Raw genomic sequence first — 21,067 nt, 5'->3', positions numbered from 1 at the left:
TTACTGAACATTCTATCACATTCTTCTATTTGCTACTACTCATTAGATGAGGATTGTGTATGTTGTTTGGAGTGCTGATTTTGGTTCTGCATCTCATTGTGTTCAAAAGAAATGGAGTAGCCCACAAAAACCCCGAATAAAATGTATAGGCATACATTCGTCACGTTTGTGTTCAAGGTAAGTTCCATTACTGTCTTTATGGAAGGAAACATCGGATTCAATAGAAAGAAAACAAGGCCCCATAGCGCCAGTCCATAAACTATACCTATCCAGAACTGCTGGAATTTCTTAAATAAGGCGGCATAAATGAGAGCCGCCCCAATGCCGAACAAGCCCAGTACAATGACACTGATGATGTGCCCGAGCCACCCTTTCTTCCAATCCCCCAACGCCCAAGGCTGAAGCACCACATTCGGGCTGATTTCCGTGAAGCTGAACATGTACGCAAAATATCCAATCAAGCTCCAAAACACACCACCGACAAACCCGGTAATGATGACTTTTGTCATAAAGCTCATCGGTTCTTCTCTTTGGTTTTGTTCCAATTGCTTATTTTCACTCATCGCACTTCTTCCTCTCTTCCGCATGTATACACATATCTTTCCATAAGAAAAGCAGAACCATACAGAAAGCCCCCATTTTTTCCAACAAAGAATCTCAGGGAGTAGAGGTTTTTTGAAGATTCGGGTAGAATATTAAGTAATAGAAATTTTTTTCTTCTTAGAAAAGTTAGGTTGGTGCTATCATGTCAAAAGATTCAAAACCTGTTTATGGAGGACAGGCTGTGGTGGAAGGTGTGATGTTTGGTGGAAAACGCCATTACGTGACTGCAATCCGCAGGAAAGATAATTCCATCGAATACCTTCATGTACCAAGAAAAACAAATCCGACATTACAGACTTTAAAAAAGATCCCTTTTTTACGTGGTATCGTTGCTATTGTGGAAGCAGCAGGTAACGGATCCAAGCATCTGAATTTCTCCACGGAGCGCTATGATGTCGATCCAAGTCAAGATGAGGAAGAGATTTATAACAAAAAAGAGCCATCCAAACTTGAAATGATATTAAGTGTTGCTGCAGTTGGTATATTATCTTTTATCTTTGGTAAGTTCATCTTTACTCTTGTCCCCGTTTTCTTGGCCGAATTGACAAAACCGGTTTTCCCGGGTGATTTTGCTCAAGTTTTTATTGAAACGGTTTTTAAATTGATGCTTTTATTAGCATACATATACTTCATATCGTTTACCCCGATCATCAAAAGGGTGTTTCAATATCATGGTGCGGAACATAAAGTGATTAACGCTTACGAAAACGGGAAAGAATTAAATGTAAGCAATATCCAAGCACAATCTAGATTGCATTACCGATGCGGGAGCAGCTTCATCCTATTTACGGTTGTTGTTGGCTTCTTCGTGTACCTGCTTGTACCGACAGACCCTTTATGGGCGCGTGTATTGAATCGTTTAGCACTCATTCCAGTTGTACTGGGAATTTCTTTTGAAGTTTTGCAGCTTACTAATAAAGTGCGAGATATTCCTGTTTTGAAAGTCTTAGGCTACCCTGGACTTTGGTTGCAATTACTGACAACAAAAGAACCAACGGATGACCAAGTGGAAGTGGCCATCCTTTCCTTCAACAGACTTTTGGAACTCGAACAAGATTCGGAGAAAAAGATTACCGAAGAAATAGTATAAAAATCCGCAACAAGCCTTATCCTAGAAAATATACTATTAAAACAATCAGTGGTGGTAACCGTTAAAACAAGTAAACTGGTTACCTGGGAGGTGGCGAAAATGAAAAGAAGCTATCGAAAACCTATTTTCTATACACTCGTTTCCTTAGCAGCTTTTTATTTAATCATTCAGTTGTTCAGTAATCCAGGAGGGTTATTTACCAATCTCCTTTTAATTGTAGGGGGAGCAACCGTTTTCTATCTAATTTTCCGCTATTTTATCCAGGGAAGACTTGGAGGCAAAACGGATGCTAGGTATAGTAAAGCTGTCAAGCAATCGAAAAAGAGATATGCATCCACAGCAGGTACAAAACCAAATGTGAGTCCCATTACAAGCAGAGACCGGGCAAGCTCCAAACCTTCCGTACCAAAACGCAAAGCCCCATCCCATCTGACCGTCATCGAAGGGAAAAAGGGCAAAAAGAAAAACCGGGCTTTCTTCTAAAAAGAAAGTTCGGTTCTTTTTATTAATAGCACCACTTCATTAAAAATGCCTCTGCTCTTTTCTTACCGATTTCCACAAGTCCTCTTTTCCGTTCTTCTGTCAATGCAAACTCCGTCACGGCAATATGGTCCATGGGAATAAAAATGATGTCCTTCTCATGGCGGCTTGATATATGCTTTGCGTCATGTGCATCTTTCATTGTTTCAAACAAGGCACCAAACATTGTGATGGCATTATTGATCCGATTAACAGGACGGTCCTCCTGTTTCGCACTTAGCTGAATCCCTAGTACAGGCCTTACTTTAGGTATCCGGTCGTTATCGAAAAGCCAGATTGGAAAATTACTTAATACTCCACCATCAACAAATAGAAACGTCACTCCTTTTCCCTTAATTTTGACTGGCTCAAAAAAATAAGGGATGCTACAACTCATCCTTACCGCTTTTGCTACCGAAAACTTCTTGGGGTCCAGATGGTATTTAGGAAGATCATCCGGTAAGACTGCAATTGTTCCGCTGGTCAGGTCGGAAGCAATGATTCTGAGATGGTCTTTTGGAAGATCTCCAAATGTCCTCACACCTTTTTCTGCTAGTTTCTGTTCTAGCCACTTTTCTAACACGTCTCCTTTATATAGACCAAGTCTCCAATACAATAGGAGCCACTTGGTGATAGGTGATGGCACCAGTGTTCTTCTCTGATCAAGAAAGTTCATAATGTCTGTTTCATCAAGCATCTTATATATTTCATTGGCTGTGTAGCCGGCTGCGGTGAACGCAGCCACAATGGAACCCGCACTTGTTCCTGCCAGCCGCTGTAATTTCAGTCCCCTACTTTCGACTGCTTGCAAGGCGCCAATTAATGCAAATCCTTTTATGCCTCCCCCAGAAAACACACCGTCAATCTTCATTGGCATCCCCTCCATCACAATTACACCGAGTCTTACTTCTTCCTTTTACATCTTTAATAAGAAAGAAGGTGAATTATACCGTTTAACTTTTTGAAATCAAAAAAAGAGACAGACCCCTCTGCCAAATGACAAGGTCTATCTCCTTATTGATTATCTTCATTTTGCTTTTGGATGGTCTGCAGTGCTTCCACACGATCCTTCTCTTCTTCAAAGTATTGAACAAGATCTCCGATACGATCTATCGCATTCCAACTCAGGTGATGTTCGATTCCTTCCACATCCTCATAGATATTTTCTTCGTCCACACCTATTACTCTTAGGAACTGCTCGAGCAATTCGTGACGATATACCAACCGCTTACCGATCTTCTTTCCTTTGGAAGTCAGCACCAGGCCGCGATATTTTTCATAGATTAAGTATTGGTCCTTATCTAGTTTCTGAACCATTTTTGTTACAGAAGAGGGATGTACAGCCAATGCTTCGGCAATATCTGACACACGCGCATATCCTTTATCTTCAATTAACATGTATATCTGTTCTATGTAGTCTTCCATACTTGGGGTAGGCATAATATCCCTCCGTTTCCAATCCACGTTCTAAGCCGTCATTTAAAATGATACCCCAAGTCTCAAAGTATGACAAGTTAGGGTTTTATTACAGTAGAGTTTCCGATGAAAACCAGTCACATCCTATCATATTCGTAGGAATTAAAGTGGAAGATTTGAATATCTACTTTCACTTCTTTCAACGATTCTTTTTCCAGATAAAAGCTATTGGAAGCTTTTAATTTCTTAAATGCTTTAGGATGTTTCCTATACCATTTCTCACCAGCATTAAGTAAATCGAGTTTACTTTCCACCCCTTTATCATATAGTTCCATTACTTCCTTTTTTATGTTCTCTTCCAAGTTTTTTTTCAACTCATCTACTGAAACATCCTTTAGCTTTTCTAGCAAATCGGCCTTTGTGGATAGTTCAATAGTAAATGCCGGTGAAGGGGTACCTTTCTCATAGGTGATTTTTAATTTAGGGCTGGCAAGTTTCACTGCAGCCACTAGTTCTTCCCCATCCATCACCTCACGATCAATAGCAATTTCACCACCCACCAACCAGTCTAGAAAAACCGCATCATCTATAGGAATGTTTTTTACATACGATTGTTGTTGATAAACAGAGTACCCATTTAAGTAAAGCACTGGGAAATCCTTATCCGCTTGCCATGTACCATCATCAATGGAGACGGACGGAAGTTTCGCGATACCCATCGGCTCGTAATACGACCTCAAAAAATGTAAAAGGCTAGTTGGCTGTAATTCGTTTTGAGCAAGACCTTGTGTTTTTCCTTTGAATAATACCGTATATACGGCTGGGTAGTTAAATAAAGCTTTAACGGAAAAAATTTCTTCAATACTTTCTTCCGTCGTCACAACCCGCAGCGTATGTCTAAGTGATTTGTTTCTGGCTATCTCCTCTAAGACTTCCTTTGATTTGCTATTAATCAAACGTTGACTCACTAATAAGGTTCTTACATGTCCAAAATAGATCGGTGGTTCAGACTTCTTATATAATTCACTTACAGCAAGGTTTAACGTCTTTCCCCTAGCGGTTCCGACAAAGCTTGGAACTTCTTCAACCGGCTTTCCTCCTTCCTGTTTCGCCACATTGGCAAAATTCAACCCTTGGAGGTAAACGATATACTCCTCTTCTTTTTCATCATAGTCCATACCAATCGCTACTATGTAGGTAAGGTCCTGGATATTCTTTATGCCTCCGCAACCCGTAAGTAATAGAACACTTATAATGATGGGTATGATTCCTTTCCTGCTCAATTCTGCTCCCCCCTTGTGGCGTCATCCGGGCTGGTAGATGTGTTTCTCGATTTGTAAAATTGCACAGGCGGTCTTAAGAAAGATTTCACCGCTTCTTTTAGTTTCACTGGTGCCAGGGAACCAAAGTATGGAACCCCAAAAGAAGATAATGTTGAAAAATAAAACACGGTTAAGATGAATCCCAAGACAATCCCGAATAAACCAAAAAATGTACTCAATAAAATAACGGAAAAGCGAATGATGGTGATAGCTGAACTTAATGATTGGTTAACTAATGTAAAGGATGCAATATAGGTGATGGCAGCAACCACCAACATGGTGGGGGACGTCAATCCAGCTCTAATCGCAGCATCCCCGACAATCAATCCCCCGAGAACGGCTACAGTCTGTCCAATAGCCCTGGGAAGCCGTACACCAGCTTCATTGAAAAGCTCAAAGAGGAACAAAATGATAAACATTTCAATTGGTGCGGAAAGTGGCAACCCAAAACGTGAGACAGAGATGGTGGCAACAAGCAGATATGGGATTTGTTCGATATTGAAAGAAGAAAAAGCAATCCATAATCCTGGTAAAAAACCGGAAACCATTATTCCGAACATCCTAATCAATCGTTCAACCGAAACAAACGCAAAATTCATATAGGTATCTTCAGGCGATTTTGTTTGAAGTAGTAAATTTACAGGCGCAAATGACGCAGTCGGGTTTCCATCTACCAATAATGCAAAACGCCCTTGGTTTAAAGTTTGTACAACAAAATCCGGTCTACCTGTAAAATCCATGGTGGGAAAGACAGAAAATGGCCGATCACGAACACAGGATTCCAATTCATAAGCACTGGTCAAGATGTCCAATTCCACATTATTTAATTTCTTTCGAATTTCTTGCAGGACCTTTTTATCGATAACATCATCAAGGTAGAGCAAAGCCACTTTCGTCTTACTTCTCTTTCCTATCGTAAATTTCTCCAAGCATAGCGAAGGGGTATGCAATCTCCTTCTGATTAAAGAAATATTGGTTCTTATATCCTCAACAAAGCCATCCTTAGGTCCTCGAATGGAAGTCTCAAGAGCCGATTCCTCCGGTTGGCGCTTAGGAATCTCTCCAGCTTTCATACTTAAAAGGCTATTCTCTATGTAAAAAATCACATCTCCATCAAAAAGCAAAGAAGCCACATCTTCCAACGATTTGGAGGTGACCTCTTCCACTTGGAATAGAGTCTGCAGATGTAACTTGACGGAGGCTTCCTTACACTCGCTAAGCTTGGGTAAGATATATTGATTTAAATACTGAAGGTCGACGAGGCTGTCTATGTATAGAAGTTCAAAGGTTTCTGAATCTGTACGGTGTTGATTAAAAACTACATCCTGGCTATGACTAAATTGAGACTTTAGCTGCTCAACTTTTTCATGGATTCTATGGTTATGATCCTGACTTGTTGTATTTGTCATATGATTCCTCTCTTTTCCTCATCACAATTATCAGTAAGGCTGATATTAGTATTTGAAAAAGAAAGAACGCCATACATGCTGGTAAAAAATAACGATAGATAAACTCATAGAAATAAAAAGTTTCCACTTCGATCCACATTACCCCGAAAAAAATCAGATAAATCCCTCCAACTAATATCGGGTTCAACTTATAGTGCTTTTTCTTTTTGGTGAAGAATGCGGCAGCAAGGTATATGAATAATCCGATTCTTATGACGGCACCGCTAAGCCATTGATAGAGAGCAAAAAAGTCGAGATGTGAAATGTACTCCCCAATCGTTAATACCCTCCATTGCTCATAGGCCGGATAGCGGAAAAAGGCGGATTCAACCGGGCCAAATTCCATGATGGCAGCAGTCAATGGACCCAGGATTAAACCCGCCAATATGGTAAGCAGAATGAAGAGTTGATGGAACTTTATCGGAGATTGTGAGTAAGGTTGCAATAAAACGATAATATAGATTTCAAGCAATCCAGATAAAGTATAAATAACCCCTTTAAATACCGGCATATAGCCTTCACTCAACAATGGGAATAACAGGCTTGGATCCTTAATGGAGGTATTGGTGATAGCAATGAAGATACCAAAAAGCATTACTAGCGGGAGTAAAAATCCACTAGTAATAGCCATATATTTAATCCCGCCAAGTGTAACGACGAAACATACCAAAATCATGATGAAATTAATCATCGTAATAGATGCATCTGATAAGAAATAGGCATTCAGCCAAATCATTAAATCTCGTAAGGTGATGTAGGAAGCCGTGAAAAGAAACAGGACGACCGGGAAAGACAATATAGCGGATACTAATTTGCCAAAGCGTTTTTCAACCATAGGAAAGAACCCTTGATCAGAGCTGTTTTTGGCTATAAAATAAACCAACCATAAGAAAATAATGGCTATGGGGTAGGCAATGATAACACTTAACCAACTGTCCCTTCCCGCAGCATTCAAAAGGTTCGGTATTAAGATTACGTGGTTCAGTAATCCTGTTGATAATACCAACATCATGAACAGCTGTCTTGGAATCAGGATTTTCGTGACGTTTTGCATAGGCATCTCCAGCTTCATTAAAGTATGTTTAGCTTCACCTAAAATTGATAAATTATGCCATTTCTCAACTGGATTTTAAAACACAAAAAAAACGAGAAGAGACCTCTAAGGGTTCCTTCTCGTTTTTTAATCTACCTTATAATCCGCATTTCAGTTGCGCACCACAGTCTGTGCATGTATTACATCCACCGATTTCTTTTACCGTACCAACACGGCAGACAGGGCATGTATTCCCGACTTCTGATCCGTATTGAACATTGGTCGAGCGCAAATCGTTGATTGTTTCCACAAGTACGACCGGCTTTTTAACCACATCTTCCATTTGGATCTGTTCACCTTCGTCCATGGTGTTTTCTTCCGCTTTCAGGGTTAGGACTTGTGAGTCACGGCTTCCATCCACATAGACGGTACCACCCTTAGCTCCACCTTTATAGAGGCGTTCGTACACTTTTTTCACTTGATCCACTGTATATCCTTTTGGCGCGTTAACCGTCTTGGAAATGGAACTGTCAATCCAATTCTGAATGATGCATTGGACATCAGCATGTGCTTCAGGAGCAAGCTCCATCGCAGAGATGAACCAGTTTGGAAGGTTTTCCGCATCTGCTTCTGGATTCGCCTCCAAGTATTCTTGGACGATGTCCGCTTTGACTTCAATGAACTTCCCTAGACGTCCACTGCGGAAGTAAGAGAAGGAGAAATAAGGCTCAAGTCCAGTTGATACTCCTACCATTGTTCCTGTAGATCCAGTTGGAGCTACCGTTAATAGGTGCGAGTTACGGATACCTGAAGTCATGATGCCTTCTTTGATATCTTCCGGCATTTTGCTCATGAAGCCTGTTTTCGTGAATGCATCGCGAAGGCGATTCGTTTCCTCTACTGTTGCACCATCTAAGAACGGGAAGCTACCCTTTTCTTTTCCAAGTTCAACCGAAGCACGATATGCAGTAACCGCGATTGTTTCGAAAACTTTATCTACAAGCTCGTTACCTTTTTCAGAGCCGTATTCTGTTTCACAATAGATTAGAAGATCGTGAAGACCCATTACGCCTAAACCAACACGACGCTCTCCTAATGCTTGCTTTTTATTTTCCTCTAAGAAGTAAGGCGTAGCATCAATAACGTTATCCTGCATTCTAACACCGACTTCTACTGTTTGCTTAAGCTTTTCAAAGTTTACTGTTTTGGTTTCCTTGTCCGCAAATTGAGCAAGGTTGACTGCAGCTAAGTTACAGACAGAAAATGGTGCGAGGGGTTGTTCCCCACATGGGTTGGTTGCTACAACCTTTTGTCCGTATGCTTTTGCATTTGTCATATCGTTGGCATTGTCGATGAAGAAAATGCCGGGTTCAGCTGAGTATGTCGCACAGATATTGACTAAGTTCCAAAGCTCTTTTGCTTTAATTTTTCTGTATACTCTCACCTTGTGACCAAGTTTCTCCCACTCTCGCACATCTCCAACTTCTGACCATTGCTCATTGTAAACGGCCATCTCATCTTTATCATATGCTTCCACATCAGGGAAACGAAGATCAAAGTCAGCATCGTTTTCAACAGCTTCCATAAATTCTTTCGTAAGCGTAATGGAGATGTTGGCACCTGTCAGGAATTCTGGGTTATGAACCGTATACGTTCCGCCCACTTTAAGCTTCTGCTCTGCATCTTTGATGATGGCTTCTGTAAATCCGCCGTAACCAGGGATGTGTTTGAAGTTTGTAACAGATTGGTACATGGTGATTTCCTGATCTGTCAATGGTGTAAACTTCAGCTTATCCTCTGCCGCTTTTTTGATGCTTTCGTCATTTGTATTTTCAATTAGGTACCGAAGAATTCTAGGGTTTTGCATTTTGGAGATGATGAATTCTACGATATCTGGGTGCCAGTCTGCTAGCATGATCATTTGAGCTCCACGTCTTGATCCACCTTGTTCCACAAGATGCGTCAATTTTGCAATGTCATCCAACCAGGATACACTACCTGAGGATTTACCGTTAACCCCTCTTGCAAGGGCATTTCGTGGACGAAGTGTTGATCCGTTTGTACCAACTCCGCCACCGCGGCTCATGATTTCCATTACTTGTTTGCGGTGTTCAGAGATTCCTTCACGCGAATCTTGTACAAATGGCATCACGTAGCAGTTGAAGTAGGTTACATCTGTGTCTGCCCCAGCTCCGTACAACACGCGTCCTGCCGGTACGAAATTCATGTTAACTAGCTCATGATAGAACTTTTCAAACCATTCCTGGCGCTTCTCTTCTGTGGTTTCTACCGCTGCCAAGCCTTTGGCGTTACGTTTGGCAATTTGCTCGTAGAAGACTTCTAGCGGCTTTTCAATAACATCCAGGGAACGAACAACAACGCCCGTTTCGGCTTCACCTTGCTTTGTCAAAACTCCGCGATACTCTTCTTCAATTAATACGGAAGCCTTTTTGGTAGACCAGTCAATGTCTTGTATGTAACCAAGACCTCTTGCAGGGAATTTTGGGTCTTCTTTAATGGTTAGTACCACAAAGTCTCCAGCTGTAAGTGTTACTTTCTCGGTATCTTTGAATGCGTAACGATCGAGCATGACCAGGCGGGAAACACCTTTATGTGTGGTGGTCATGTCCTCTGTGATGGGGTGTACTTGAGGAAACAAGCCGATGTCCTTGTTCAAGCGTTCTACATTGATTTTCATTTTGTTTTCATTAATAGCAATGGTCATTATTACAACTCCTCTAAATCTCCTGATAAACTTTATAAAAATTCATCTTAAATTTAATTACACATAACTTACCATACATATACCCGTTTAGACAAGCATTACACCCATATATAGTATGTTTTTATTTTTCGACACTACTATATATTGATTTTCTGCGAAAGAAATCTAAATTTGTCAAATTGTAAAAGCGTCAATTTAGAGAGGAAATTCAAGAGAAACGAAGATTACATTCTATTTTCGATGCATAATGACCTTTTTTGTCGCTTGCGCATTTTTACGAAATATAGCGAGCCTATTGTATCAACGTTTTGAGAAAAACCTTCCTATTTGGCGAAAAATATTTTTTTATTTTCTTTTTTGAGTTTTACATATATAGTCGACTCTTTACACTACCCTACTACATGTAGTGCAAAACAAAAAGATAACGAGAATGAATTTCTCGTTATCTTTTATAATTCCACTCGTTTGTGGAATATTTCTTTTCCATAATTGCATGTACTTCAGCCAACTCTGCTTCCGTCAGCTCATGTGGTTCAAGCGTGATATTTAAGCCTTTTTCAAATCCCATATAAAACGCCTTTTTAGCTTCCTCCATGGTGACTGGGGTGTCACGTAGCGCATTGATGGCCACTGCTTTATTTTTGAAGTTCTTCTGCATCCGTTCCTTCACTCGTTCACTCGGGTAGTTGAATAGACTAAAAAGTAGATCCTCATCTATATCCAGGAGAATGGAACCGTGCTGCAGGATAACACCCTTTTGACGGGTCTGCGCACTGCCGGCAACCTTTCTTCCCTCCACTACAAGTTCATACCAGGATGGCGCATCAAAACATACGGAAGAACGAGGGTTCTTTAATCCTTCCTTTTCCTCTTCCGTTCTTGGAATCGCAAAGTACGCATCCAGCCCCAGCGCCTTGAATCCTTCCAAGATACCTTCTGAAATCACCCTATATGCTTCGGTGACCGTTTGCGGCATTTCTGGGTGTTCTTCAGATACGATGACACTATATGTCAGTTCCTTGTCATGAAGGACGCCTCGTCCACCTGTTGGTCTCCTTACAAAACCGAGTCCTAACTCTCTTACACGTTCCATATTGATTTCTTTTTCTACTTTCTGAAAATAGCCAACAGATAAAGTAGGAGGGTTCCAACCGTAAAAGCGAATGGTGGGAGGAATCTTGCCTTCACTGTGCCATTCTAATAACGCTTCATCAAGCGCCATATTAAATGCAGGAGATTGATCCTTAGAATCGATGAATCTCCAGATTTCATTGGTCATATTATGTACCTCATTTACTTCTATATGATAGATTAGTCTACCAAAACTCCCTTTTGATTTCAAAGTTAAAGCTTGGTATTTTTTAATCTGGATAGTAGAAAAGGATGACATTTCTCGTAAGCTTTTATATAATATACTTTGGTAGAAAAAGAAAAAGAGGGGTTGTCTAGTTTGGCTTTGTACGTAACATTAGGAATCTTGGCAGCATTTATTGTCTATTCAGTGATCATGTTCATCTACCAACGTAAAATTCTAACAACCTTAACGGAAGAAGAATTTCGCGCTGGTTATCGTAAAGCGCAACTGATTGATGTCCGTGAACCAAAAGAGTACGAAGGCGGGCATATCCTTGGCGCAAGAAACATTCCTCTATCTCAGATGAAAATGAGAATTAGAGAAGTACGCCAAGACCAACCAGTCTATATTTATTGCCAGAACACTATGCGCAGTGGCCGTGCAGCTCAAATGTTAAAGCGTAAAGGCTACACGCAGCTTTATCAACTTAAGGGTGGATTCAAGCGCTGGGGCGGTAAAATCAGAACGAAGAATTAATAGATAAGAGCACTCACCAACTGATACTGTGAGTGCTCTTTTGTGTTTATTGGGCAGTGTTGTGTAATGTTTGGTTGATTTGATCAATGTGACGACGCTCATGGAATCCTATCAATTGGACCCATTGCTGTGCGGAAAGATCGCCGATCCAACGATGTTTGAAGCCATATTTATGTAATGCAATATCGTCGACTTCTTGAATGAATGTATTTAGGTTAGTTCTGGATTGCTCCAATAGCTCGATTAGCTCTGCTTTGGTGTAAGGGTGTTCAGATGGCGTGATGTCTTCTGGCGCTTCCACCTTATATGTTCTATTGGCCAACATTTTTGCCAGGGGCAAATCCTTTTCTTCTACTTCGCTTTCCGATTCTATCGCTTTCTTTAAGCCGTTGGTTATCTTGTTTTCAATTAGGTAAAGGTGCTCAACGTTTTGAGAGACGGTCCAGAGGTTGTCGTGCTTTTGGTGCAGTTGTTCTTCTGAGATTCCTTCTAGTAGTTCAAGCAGCTCTTCTCTTGCTTTATAGGTTTGCTCATAGTACATTTGCTTTCCCTCCCTTTGTTTCTAATTTTATCTTAAGGCTTTTGGGGGAGTTTGAGAAGTGATAAGTAGTCGGGGCTGATGATGATTTTTTTGAGGACAGAGATGTTTTGTGGCCCATTGGGGTTTATCAACTAAAGTTTGGTGGGTTATCAACCGAGTTTTGATTTTATCAACCAGCTTTGGTGGTTTATCCACCAAGTTCTGATTTTCTCAACCAGCTTCGATGGTTTATCCACCAAGCTGCCAAATCTCCCAATCAACCCCATTCCAAGGTAGATTTTTTGTGAAATTGGATGTGAACTTATACTTCAAGGAACATTTGAGGGAGTTCTAACCCCAAAAAGGGATTAAAAGGACTCGCTTAACCAGTAGTGGAGGTGATATATCAAGGAAAAATTAAATATATTATGAAAAAAATTAATATATCATGAATTTTCAAGATTTATCATGAAATTTTGAAATATATCATGAAAAAACAGATTATATCATGAATTCGACACCATTCATCAGAATTCGATCCACAAAGTAAGGGCATTCTCTAACCACTTATCCCCCCTCTCCTAAATTCCAACAATCAAAAAAGAGAACAGGCGTCCCTGTTCTCTCTCTCCTTTCAAAATCCCAATCAAGCTTCCTTCTGATAACGCAACACAGGCTTACGAGCTGCAAGCGTCTCATCTAATCTCTTAATCACCGTTGTATGAGGTGCTTCTTGCACCACTTCCGGATTTTCTTCCGCTTCACGTGCAATCTGGATCATCGCTTCAATGAAGGAATCCAATGTTTCTTTTGATTCCGTTTCCGTCGGCTCGATCATGATGCACTCTTCCACATTCAATGGGAAGTAGATGGTTGGTGGGTGGTAGCCGAAGTCAAGCAGGCGCTTGGCGATATCCAATGTACGTACACCTAGCTTCTTCTGACGCTTACCACTCAAGACGAATTCGTGCTTGCAATGTCTGTCAAACGGAAGGTCGTAGTGCTCTGCCAGACGACGCATCATGTAGTTCGCGTTCAGTACGGCATATTCCGTTACTGCTTTCAATCCATCCGGCCCCATGGAACGAATATACGTGTAAGCACGTACGTTGATGCCGAAGTTTCCGTAGAATGGCTTCACACGGCCGATGGAATCTGGACGGTCGTAATCGAATCCGAATGTGCCGTCATCTTTTTTCACTACCAATGGCTTTGGCAAGTAAGGGATCAAGTCCGCTTTTACGCCGACCGGTCCGGAACCAGGGCCACCACCACCATGAGGGCCAGTGAATGTTTTGTGTAAGTTCAAGTGAACCACATCAAAGCCCATGTCCCCTGGGCGGGCCTTGCTTAGTACTGCATTCAAGTTTGCTCCATCATAGTAAAGCTTTCCGCCTGCGTCGTGGACAATGCGAGCCATCTCCAGGATGTTTTCTTCAAAAAGTCCAAGTGTATTTGGGTTGGTCAACATCAAAGCAGCTGTGTCTTCCCCAACTACTCTGCGAAGATCTTCTAAGTCTACCAAACCGTTCTCATCAGATTTTACCGTAATGGTTTCTAGGCCTGCAACTGTTGCAGATGCCGGGTTTGTTCCGTGCGCGGAGTCAGGAACGATTACCTTTGTACGGTTATGGTCATTGTTTGCTTCATGGAAGGCACGGATCATCATAAGCCCTGTCCACTCCCCATGAGCTCCAGCTGCTGGTTGTAGAGTCACTTCGTCCATTCCTGTAATTTCAATCAGGTGCTCTTGCAAGTCGTGCATCAACTCCAATGCCCCTTGGACAGTTGACTCATCCTGTAACGGATGAATATGTGCGAAACCAGGGAAGCGTGCCACATTTTCATTGATTTTCGGGTTGTATTTCATCGTGCAAGAACCTAGCGGGTAGAAGCCGGAGTCCACACCGTGGTTACGATTGCTTAATGCTGTATAATGACGCATGATATCAAGCTCGGAAACTTCCGGTAGTTCCGGTGCTTCCTCGCGGATGTATGCAGCTGGGAAAAGTTCCGCTAGATCCACTTCAGGTACATCGTTTTCAGGCAGGCTGTATCCGATACGACCTTCTCTGGACATTTCAAAAATGAGTGGTTGATTTTGTTTATTCATTGGTGATGAGCCCCCAATTCTTTCGCTAGTGTGTCGATTTCTTCTTTTGTACGCAACTCCGTAACCGCAAGTAACATATGGTTTTCAAGTTCAGGGTAGTATGTCCCTAAGTCGTAACCACCGATCAATCCTTTTTCAAGAAGCTTGCGATTGACTTCTTTGATTGGAGTGGAAAGCTTTACAACAAATTCGTTGAAGAACGGACCGCTGAATGTTACCTCCATCCCAGCCGCTTCCAATGTTCGCTTGGCGTATTGCGCTTTCTGGATGTTTTGTACAGCCATTTCCTTTACACCTTTTTTGCCCAGTGCCGTCATGGCTACAGAAGCAGCCAGTGCGTTCAATGCCTGATTGGAACAAATATTAGAGGTCGCTTTGTCACGACGGATATGCTGTTCACGTGCTTGGAGCGTAAGAACGAATCCACGTTGGCCTTCCTCATCCACCGTCTGCCCTACTAGTCTACCAGGAACTTTACGCATCAATTTTGATGTGACGGCAAAATAACCACAGTGAGGTCCACCAAATTGTGTAGGGATACCGAATGGCTGTGCATCACCTGTAACAATATCAGCGCCGAACTTTCCTGGAGGTGTCAATGCTCCAAGTGCCAGCGGGTTAGAGGATACAACGAACATTCCTTTGTCTGTATGTGCAAGCTTCTCAATCTCTTGAAGCGGTTCGATTTGACCAAAGAAGTTTGGATATTGAACCATGACTGCCGCAACGTCTGAAGACATCATTTCTTCAAGTGCCGCTACATCGGTCACTCCGTCTTTTGTTGGAATTTCTACAACTTCCACATATTGACCTTTTGCGTACGATGTCACCACCGCTTTCGCTTCAGGATGTACAGCACCAGAGATAAGCACTTTCTTCTTTCTTGTATGGCCGCAAGCAAGCATTGCTGCTTCTGCGAAGGAGGTTGAGCCATCATACATGGAGGAGTTCGCAACGTCCATTCCCGTTAATTCGCAGATCATTGTCTGGAATTCAAAAATTGCCTGTAGCTCACCTTGGGAGATCTCGGGCTGATAAGGTGTGTATGCTGTGTAAAATTCAGAACGGGAAATGACGTGATCTACGATAACCGGCATGTAGTGATCATATACGCCTGCTCCCAAGAAAGAAGCATGCTTTCTTAAATCTTTGTTTTTTGCTGCCAAATCACTAAGTTCGCGCATTAATTCTGATTCAGATTTTGCCTTTTTGATTTTCAGTTCTCCGTCATAGCGGACGCTTTCCGGGATATCTGAAAATAGTTCTTCTATATTTTCTACACCTATTACTTGCAGCATTTCCTGGATGTCTTGGTCTGTCATCGGTAAATAACGATGTTTCATGTGAGTTCCCCTCTCCGGTTTGTTATGGGTTATTTAAAAGGCAGTTTATTAAAATGAAATGTTTCTAGCTGTTGCTTGAAGCAAAAGGCGTAGACTCCAGCGGGAGAGTAGCGACATCTTTAGACCCCTCAAGTGTTGCAAGGACGCTCAAGGTCGCCCCGCGGAAAGCGAAGCGTTTTGCGGAGAGCAACAGCGACATTTAACACCTTATTTCGAAAATCTAGTTTTTTGGTCTTTGGTAAAAAGGTGTTTTAACGACTTTTGCTTTTAGGCGTTTTTTACGCACCTGTACTTCTACTTCCGTTTCAAGCTCTGTGAAATCTTTTTCCAGTAGCGCGAGTCCGATGTTTTTCTTTAAAGTAGGAGACTGTGTACCTGTTGTCACCTCTCCGACTTTTTCATCCCCGACGAACACTTCATAGCCATGTCGCGGAATCCCTTTGTCTATCATTTCAATTCCAACCATGCGGCGAGGAGCTCCGTTTTCACGTTGTTCTTTTAGTACTTCTTTTCCAAAGAAATCTTCTTCTTTGTTCGTCTTTACCGCGAAACCAATCCCTGCCTCGATGGGAGTAATGTCTTTTGAAAGCTCCTGGCCATATAAAGCAAGGTTGGCTTCAAAACGTAGTGTATCTCTGGCACCTAATCCGCAAGGAACAAGTCCATCCTCTTTTCCAGCATCAAGCAGCATGTCCCATAGTTGTACTGCGTCCTCTTGCTGACAATAGATTTCAAAGCCGTCTTCGCCTGTGTAGCCGGTTCTGGAAACAAGCGCACGTACCCCATTGATCTCAACATTGTCATTAAATTTAAAAAATTTGATTGCTGAAAGGTCTGTGCTTGTCAGCTTTTGAAGGATTTTCTCTGCTAATGGTCCTTGGATTGCCAGTTGCGCAATGCTTTCAGAGATATTGATTACTTCCACTTCTTCTGTTACGTGGCTTTTTAACCAGTCGAAGTCTTTTTCAATATTGGAAGCATTCACCACAAGCAAATAATCTTCGTCCGCCTTTTTGTATATGAGAAGGTCATCCACTGTTCCTCCGTCTGGATAGCACATCGCTGTATACTGTGCACCGCCATCCTTCAACTTGGAAACATCATTTGTCATCATTTTCTGTAGGTAAGCTAGACTGTCTTTTCCTTTTACTTCAATTTCTCCCATATGAGAAACATCAAATAAACCGGCTTTGGTACGTACCGCTTCGTGTTCATCTTTGATACTTGAAAATTGAACCGGCAAATCCCATCCACCAAAATCGATTGTTTTTGCACCATGGTTTTTGTACGCTTCATATAATGGTGTTTTCTTAAGTTCAGTCATTACTTTTCTCCTCCTTTTTCTTCCCAAGGCTCTGTTAAACACCGCTGTTGATTTCCGCCCTAGGCTTCGCTTTCCTAGGGGCGTTTGGGGAGCCTCCTCGGCTTCGCCTGCGGGGTCTCCCCTATACGCTATCTCCCTTAGGAGTCTTCGCCTATTGCTTCAATCAACAGCTAGGTTGCTTAGAATCAACCATATGCTTTAACAGAACCATTTCCAAAAAGAATTTCAACCTACTAATTTCCTTTTACTCCTCAAAAAAGGACAGAGAAACTCCTTTTTCAAAAAAAGAGTTCTCTGTCCCTTGCACCTGAAAGTTTACCTTATGTAGAAGGCTTTCCCCTTTGGTGGTTTGTCCATGCAAACATGAATAAACGCTCTCCAGAGTTGCGTCCAACAAGAGTCTTTTTGCCTGAGAGATTCACATATAGTCTGCTTGCTCCTTCGGCGCTGCCGTATCTTGATGGACAGTCTCTCCCCTTGTTCTCATTCGCAATATAATATTTTTTTCAAACATGGTCATACTAGATAAGAAGCTACAACATTCATGTTTATTTTGTTAGGTAAAATCGCCTTTCAAAGCTCACTATTATCCTACCATTAGACAAAGGATTCTGGCAATACAAAAACACTGATCATTATTATTTTTATATAGCTAAATGTTCGGCTTTAAACAAGTGATTTATCAATATTTTCTAATGAAAACGCTATCCTTTTACAACATACTATAAATTGGATAATTCAGAAAGGATGCACATCGATGAATGTAGAGATTATTTTTGATAAGGAATGGCAGGAAGAACTCCTGAAACGAATGACAGACGATGGACCTTGGGCAAACTTCGAGTTATTCAAACTAGCATTGGAAGTAGAAAGCCATCTTAGCATCCCTGAGTTTGAAGGGCTGCTTGCTCCTTCCCACCTACCACAGCTGACACCACTTCCTCATCAGTTGGAGGTAGCTAGAAATGTAGTGGAAGAAATGAACGGCAAAGCCATACTTGCGGACGAGGTAGGCCTCGGCAAGACAATCGAAGCAGGTCTTATTCTCAAAGAATATATGATTCGTGGACTGGTAAAGAAAGTATTGATCCTAGTCCCAGCTTCCCTTGTATCCCAATGGGCCATTGAGTTGAATCAGAAGTTCTACATTCCTGCAATCGGACAGAAGAAAAGCTACGTGTGGGAGCAGTGTGATGTGGTGGTGTCTTCTATTGACACAGCTAAACGAAGTCCTCACCGCGAGATCATCAATAGTCTTGAATATGACATGGTGATCATTGATGAGGCTCATAAACTGAAAAACAATAAAACAAAAAACTATGAATTTGTGCAGAATCTGAAGAAGAAATTTTGCCTACTCTTAACGGCCACCCCTATCCAGAATAAAGTGGAGGAGATCTTCAACTTAGTTTCTCTACTTAAACCAGGCCATTTGGGAAGTGAGAGCAATTTTTCCGAGGTATTTCGCGCAAAGGATCGAAAGCTGGATAACGATGAGTATTTAAAAGAACTGGTGAATAAGGTCATGATACGTAATAGGCGTGGTGACACTGGTATTGATTGGCCTAAGCGGAATGTGGAGTCGTGTCTCATTGAGTTTTCAAAAGAGGAACAGGACCTTTATGATGCGATCAATCAGTTAAAGGCTGATCCTTATGTACCGATTACAAGTCAGTTTTCTATTATGACGTTGCAGCGGGAAGCATGTAGCAGTCGGGAAGCCGTTTACTATACGGTCAAGAACATGATTGAAAGGAAGCAGCAGGATAATCCGCATTACCAGCCTTCACAGGGCCTTCTGAATATATTTAAAAAGATTGATTTGGTTGGAAGGAATTCAAAAGCTGAAAAAGTGTTGGAGCTGATTCGTAAAGTGAAAGACAAAGTGATCATCTTCACAGAATACAGAGCCACTCAGATGTATCTCCAATGGTTCCTGAAGCAAAATGGCATTACCTCCGTTCCGTTCCGCGGTGGATTCAAGCGTGGGAAGAAGGATTGGATGAGGGAATTGTTCAAAAATCATGTACAGGTGCTGATTGCTACAGAGGCCGGGGGTGAAGGGATCAATCTTCAGTTTTGTAACCATATCATCAATTATGATTTACCTTGGAATCCCATGAGACTGGAGCAACGTATCGGACGTATCCATAGGCTTGGACAGGAACGGGATGTTCATATCTACAATTTTGCAACAAGCAATACTGTGGAAGAGCATATTTTAAAGCTGCTTTATGAAAAGATAAACCTCTTTGAGCGGGTCATCGGAGAACTTGATGATATCTTGACGAAGATGGAAATCAAAAACTTGGAGGAACATATCCAGGATATTATGCTTCACTCCAAGTCTGAAGGTGAAATGAAAATAAAAATGGAAAACCTCTCATCTATCATTGAATTTGCGGATCAGATGAAAAAGGAGGAAGAACCACATGCAGCAGCGGGAAATTCATAGATTTTTGGAGCGTTATTTTACAGCAAACAACTGTGAAATAGTCGAAAATACCAATAGTCACCTTGCCGTCCAGTTGACCATTGATATGGACAAGGAATTGATGAACCGTCCTTTTTATTGGCACTATCTCGAGAAAACGGGCGGCGTGCCAAATCCGATGAAAATGACCTTGATCACAGACAGCAACAAAGCACCTGAGGGCCTTAAAGGCGACCATGTTCATTTCGGCTCCCCCAGGATGCACCAAATTTTCGAGTCCGCGAAGAGTCTTGCAGGGTATATTCGGTTGTATGAAAATGTTCCTTCTCATACAGGCGGGGGTCATCTTCCCCTTCACCCTTGGCTAAATGTAAATATGAAGGTAAGTTATCAGTGTGACCGCAAAAAAGATGTGATTATGTCTCTGGGAATTCATCTCATTACAGGGACCATCCTGGAAAAATTTCAAAATGAAGTGGAAAAGATTAATTTGACACCGAAAATTCCTGATTTTTGTTTCACTATGACCCCAATTATCAAGCCGGCAAGTGGTCTTTCGAGGCTTGAGCATTATGTAAATGGATATATCGCAAGTCAAGATCATCAATGGGCAGAAGACGCGAGGAAAAGGTGGGATCAAGATCTTCAGCTCTTAAAGCATTTTTATGAAGATGATGAAGAAAAACCTGAGTCTTATGAAACCGAGATGAAGGCCCTTCAAGAGCAATATGAGCCTAAAATTCACGTAACGATTATTAATGGCGGACTTTTTTATCTGGGTCCATCTTTTATCAATAACATACACAGTGGTAGATGAAGACTACCACTGTGTATGTTTATTTACGTTATATAGGAGTAAATCCAGTACATATGTAGGACACTTACCATGCTGTATACGCAAACGGCGGTCAGGCAGACCACTTTAAGAATGGCTGATTTGAGTTTGAGGTTATTTTTTATGAAGAACAGTAGAAGTGTAGAGATGCCAAGTTTAAAGAGTAAAAATAAGGCCGGGCTTGTTTCATAAAGGGATTTCATCAGTGGGTTTCCTTCGTTGATTAATTGGAAGTGCAGGCCAAAATATGTGGCAACTCCGTCAAAAATGTTTAATAGCAACAGCGCAATCAATAGCTTTTTGACCATGGCACACCTCCACCTCGAATTTGTTCTCTACCAAGAACAATTATACTCTACTTACTCGTTATCGAGCAAGTCGTATGTTCTTTTTCAAGAACAAAAATTAGTATTATTTCTCCAGTGTATCCACTTTAGGGTAGGATTATAAGATGGAGTGTCGGTGCGTAAGGTTTTTGAGTGTGTGCTGTTAAGATTTCAGATGCCAGTCT

The 21,067-nt window shown here is 41.6% G+C and carries 18 protein-coding genes and 2 riboswitches; of the genes, 5 read left to right on the top strand and 13 right to left on the bottom strand.

What is annotated here, in order from left to right; translation table 11 throughout:
- Positions 1-35: 35 nt before the first annotated feature.
- Positions 36-563, bottom strand: coding sequence for a YqhR family membrane protein (locus tag EKQ44_RS13960; protein WP_237664162.1), 528 nt, complete (start codon positions 561-563; stop codon positions 36-38).
- Positions 564-745: 182 nt separating this feature from the next.
- Between EKQ44_RS13960 and EKQ44_RS13955 the strand changes: the two genes are divergently transcribed.
- Complete coding sequence (locus EKQ44_RS13955) at positions 746-1,693, top strand: DUF1385 domain-containing protein (protein ID WP_237664161.1); 948 nt, start codon at positions 746-748, stop codon at positions 1,691-1,693.
- Between the two features lie 99 nt (positions 1,694-1,792).
- Positions 1,793-2,176: an SA1362 family protein gene (locus EKQ44_RS13950; RefSeq protein ID WP_237664160.1), complete on the top strand. Its 384-nt coding sequence runs from the start codon at positions 1,793-1,795 to the stop codon at positions 2,174-2,176.
- Between the two features lie 22 nt (positions 2,177-2,198).
- On the opposite strand, the gene EKQ44_RS13945 is transcribed toward EKQ44_RS13950, so the two are convergent.
- From EKQ44_RS13945 to EKQ44_RS13915, 7 genes are all read right to left on the bottom strand, one after another.
- Complete coding sequence (locus EKQ44_RS13945) at positions 2,199-3,083, bottom strand: patatin-like phospholipase family protein (RefSeq protein ID WP_237664159.1); 885 nt, start codon at positions 3,081-3,083, stop codon at positions 2,199-2,201.
- A gap of 143 nt (positions 3,084-3,226) precedes the next feature.
- Positions 3,227-3,652, bottom strand: a complete 426-nt coding sequence (mntR, locus tag EKQ44_RS13940) for a transcriptional regulator MntR (protein WP_237664158.1) — start codon at positions 3,650-3,652, stop codon at positions 3,227-3,229.
- Between the two features lie 113 nt (positions 3,653-3,765).
- Complete coding sequence (locus EKQ44_RS13935; RefSeq protein WP_237664157.1) at positions 3,766-4,911, bottom strand: Ger(x)C family spore germination protein; 1,146 nt, start codon at positions 4,909-4,911, stop codon at positions 3,766-3,768.
- A complete protein-coding gene (locus EKQ44_RS13930; protein WP_237664156.1) occupies positions 4,908-6,359 on the bottom strand; it encodes a spore germination protein in 1,452 nt (483 codons plus the stop codon). The genes EKQ44_RS13935 and EKQ44_RS13930 overlap by 4 nt, the downstream gene beginning before the upstream one ends.
- Positions 6,331-7,452: a GerAB/ArcD/ProY family transporter gene (locus tag EKQ44_RS13925; RefSeq protein ID WP_237664155.1), complete on the bottom strand. Its 1,122-nt coding sequence runs from the start codon at positions 7,450-7,452 to the stop codon at positions 6,331-6,333. Before EKQ44_RS13925 ends, EKQ44_RS13930 begins: the two co-directional genes overlap by 29 nt.
- A 136-nt stretch (positions 7,453-7,588) precedes the next feature.
- A complete protein-coding gene (locus EKQ44_RS13920) occupies positions 7,589-10,156 on the bottom strand; it encodes a vitamin B12-dependent ribonucleotide reductase (RefSeq protein WP_237664154.1) in 2,568 nt (855 codons plus the stop codon).
- A gap of 442 nt (positions 10,157-10,598) precedes the next feature.
- Positions 10,599-11,435: a lipoate--protein ligase family protein gene (locus tag EKQ44_RS13915; protein ID WP_237664153.1), complete on the bottom strand. Its 837-nt coding sequence runs from the start codon at positions 11,433-11,435 to the stop codon at positions 10,599-10,601.
- A gap of 171 nt (positions 11,436-11,606) precedes the next feature.
- Here EKQ44_RS13915 and EKQ44_RS13910 point away from each other — a divergent pair, with 171 nt between their 5' ends.
- Entirely contained in the window at positions 11,607-11,987 is a 381-nt protein-coding gene (locus EKQ44_RS13910; protein WP_237664152.1) for a rhodanese-like domain-containing protein, read from the top strand.
- 46 nt (positions 11,988-12,033) lie between these two features.
- On the opposite strand, the gene EKQ44_RS13905 is transcribed toward EKQ44_RS13910, so the two are convergent.
- The 4 genes from EKQ44_RS13905 to gcvT form a co-directional block, all read right to left on the bottom strand.
- Complete coding sequence (locus EKQ44_RS13905; RefSeq protein WP_237664151.1) at positions 12,034-12,528, bottom strand: DinB family protein; 495 nt, start codon at positions 12,526-12,528, stop codon at positions 12,034-12,036.
- Between the two features lie 625 nt (positions 12,529-13,153).
- Complete coding sequence (gene gcvPB, locus EKQ44_RS13900) at positions 13,154-14,620, bottom strand: aminomethyl-transferring glycine dehydrogenase subunit GcvPB (protein ID WP_237664150.1); 1,467 nt, start codon at positions 14,618-14,620, stop codon at positions 13,154-13,156.
- Positions 14,617-15,963 (bottom strand): aminomethyl-transferring glycine dehydrogenase subunit GcvPA, encoded by a 1,347-nt coding sequence (gcvPA, locus tag EKQ44_RS13895; protein WP_237664149.1) that lies wholly within the window; start codon positions 15,961-15,963, stop codon positions 14,617-14,619. Before gcvPA ends, gcvPB begins: the two co-directional genes overlap by 4 nt.
- A 220-nt stretch (positions 15,964-16,183) precedes the next feature.
- The gene (gene gcvT, locus EKQ44_RS13890) at positions 16,184-17,287 is read right to left on the bottom strand and encodes a glycine cleavage system aminomethyltransferase GcvT (RefSeq protein ID WP_237664148.1); all 1,104 of its coding nucleotides are present in this window, start codon (positions 17,285-17,287) and stop codon (positions 16,184-16,186) included.
- A gap of 292 nt (positions 17,288-17,579) precedes the next feature.
- A riboswitch (glycine riboswitch) is annotated at positions 17,580-17,671 on the bottom strand.
- Between the two features lie 3 nt (positions 17,672-17,674).
- Positions 17,675-17,774: riboswitch (glycine riboswitch) on the bottom strand.
- A 270-nt stretch (positions 17,775-18,044) separates the two neighbouring features.
- Here gcvT and EKQ44_RS13885 point away from each other — a divergent pair.
- A complete protein-coding gene (locus tag EKQ44_RS13885; RefSeq protein WP_237664147.1) occupies positions 18,045-19,742 on the top strand; it encodes a DEAD/DEAH box helicase in 1,698 nt (565 codons plus the stop codon).
- Positions 19,720-20,538: a YqhG family protein gene (locus tag EKQ44_RS13880; RefSeq protein WP_237664146.1), complete on the top strand. Its 819-nt coding sequence runs from the start codon at positions 19,720-19,722 to the stop codon at positions 20,536-20,538. The genes EKQ44_RS13885 and EKQ44_RS13880 overlap by 23 nt, the downstream gene beginning before the upstream one ends.
- A 23-nt stretch (positions 20,539-20,561) precedes the next feature.
- Here EKQ44_RS13880 and EKQ44_RS13875 read toward each other — a convergent pair whose 3' ends face one another.
- Positions 20,562-20,864 carry a DUF5658 family protein gene (locus EKQ44_RS13875; protein ID WP_237664145.1) on the bottom strand — a complete coding sequence of 101 codons (303 nt, stop codon included), beginning with the start codon at positions 20,862-20,864 and terminating at the stop codon, positions 20,562-20,564.
- Between the last annotated feature and the right edge of the window lie 203 nt (positions 20,865-21,067).

The sequence above is a fragment of the Sutcliffiella horikoshii genome, assembly GCF_021991925.1.
Taxonomy (GTDB): Bacteria; Bacillota; Bacilli; order Bacillales; family Bacillaceae_I; genus Sutcliffiella_A; species Sutcliffiella_A horikoshii_F.
The sequence above is the reverse complement of the archived record's forward strand: the minus strand, read 5'-3'. Positions and strand labels throughout refer to the sequence as shown.

Bases quoted from the DNA above. Each gene is read 5' to 3' on its own strand.
- EKQ44_RS13960 (WP_237664162.1), bottom strand. From the start codon at position 563: ATGAGTGAAAATAAGCAATTGGAACAAAACCAAAGAGAAGAACCGATG.
- EKQ44_RS13880 (WP_237664146.1), top strand. From the start codon at position 19,720: ATGCAGCAGCGGGAAATTCATAGATTTTTGGAGCGTTATTTTACAGCA.
- EKQ44_RS13955 (WP_237664161.1), top strand. From the start codon at position 746: ATGTCAAAAGATTCAAAACCTGTTTATGGAGGACAGGCTGTGGTGGAA.
- EKQ44_RS13925 (WP_237664155.1), bottom strand. From the start codon at position 7,452: ATGCAAAACGTCACGAAAATCCTGATTCCAAGACAGCTGTTCATGATG.
- EKQ44_RS13930 (WP_237664156.1), bottom strand. From the start codon at position 6,359: ATGACAAATACAACAAGTCAGGATCATAACCATAGAATCCATGAAAAA.
- EKQ44_RS13915 (WP_237664153.1), bottom strand. From the start codon at position 11,435: ATGACCAATGAAATCTGGAGATTCATCGATTCTAAGGATCAATCTCCT.
- EKQ44_RS13920 (WP_237664154.1), bottom strand. From the start codon at position 10,156: ATGACCATTGCTATTAATGAAAACAAAATGAAAATCAATGTAGAACGC.
- gcvT (WP_237664148.1), bottom strand. From the start codon at position 17,287: ATGACTGAACTTAAGAAAACACCATTATATGAAGCGTACAAAAACCAT.
- EKQ44_RS13905 (WP_237664151.1), bottom strand. From the start codon at position 12,528: ATGTACTATGAGCAAACCTATAAAGCAAGAGAAGAGCTGCTTGAACTA.
- EKQ44_RS13885 (WP_237664147.1), top strand. From the start codon at position 18,045: ATGAATGTAGAGATTATTTTTGATAAGGAATGGCAGGAAGAACTCCTG.
- EKQ44_RS13950 (WP_237664160.1), top strand. From the start codon at position 1,793: ATGAAAAGAAGCTATCGAAAACCTATTTTCTATACACTCGTTTCCTTA.
- gcvPB (WP_237664150.1), bottom strand. From the start codon at position 14,620: ATGAATAAACAAAATCAACCACTCATTTTTGAAATGTCCAGAGAAGGT.
- mntR (WP_237664158.1), bottom strand. From the start codon at position 3,652: ATGCCTACCCCAAGTATGGAAGACTACATAGAACAGATATACATGTTA.
- EKQ44_RS13945 (WP_237664159.1), bottom strand. From the start codon at position 3,083: ATGAAGATTGACGGTGTGTTTTCTGGGGGAGGCATAAAAGGATTTGCA.
- EKQ44_RS13875 (WP_237664145.1), bottom strand. From the start codon at position 20,864: ATGGTCAAAAAGCTATTGATTGCGCTGTTGCTATTAAACATTTTTGAC.
- gcvPA (WP_237664149.1), bottom strand. From the start codon at position 15,963: ATGAAACATCGTTATTTACCGATGACAGACCAAGACATCCAGGAAATG.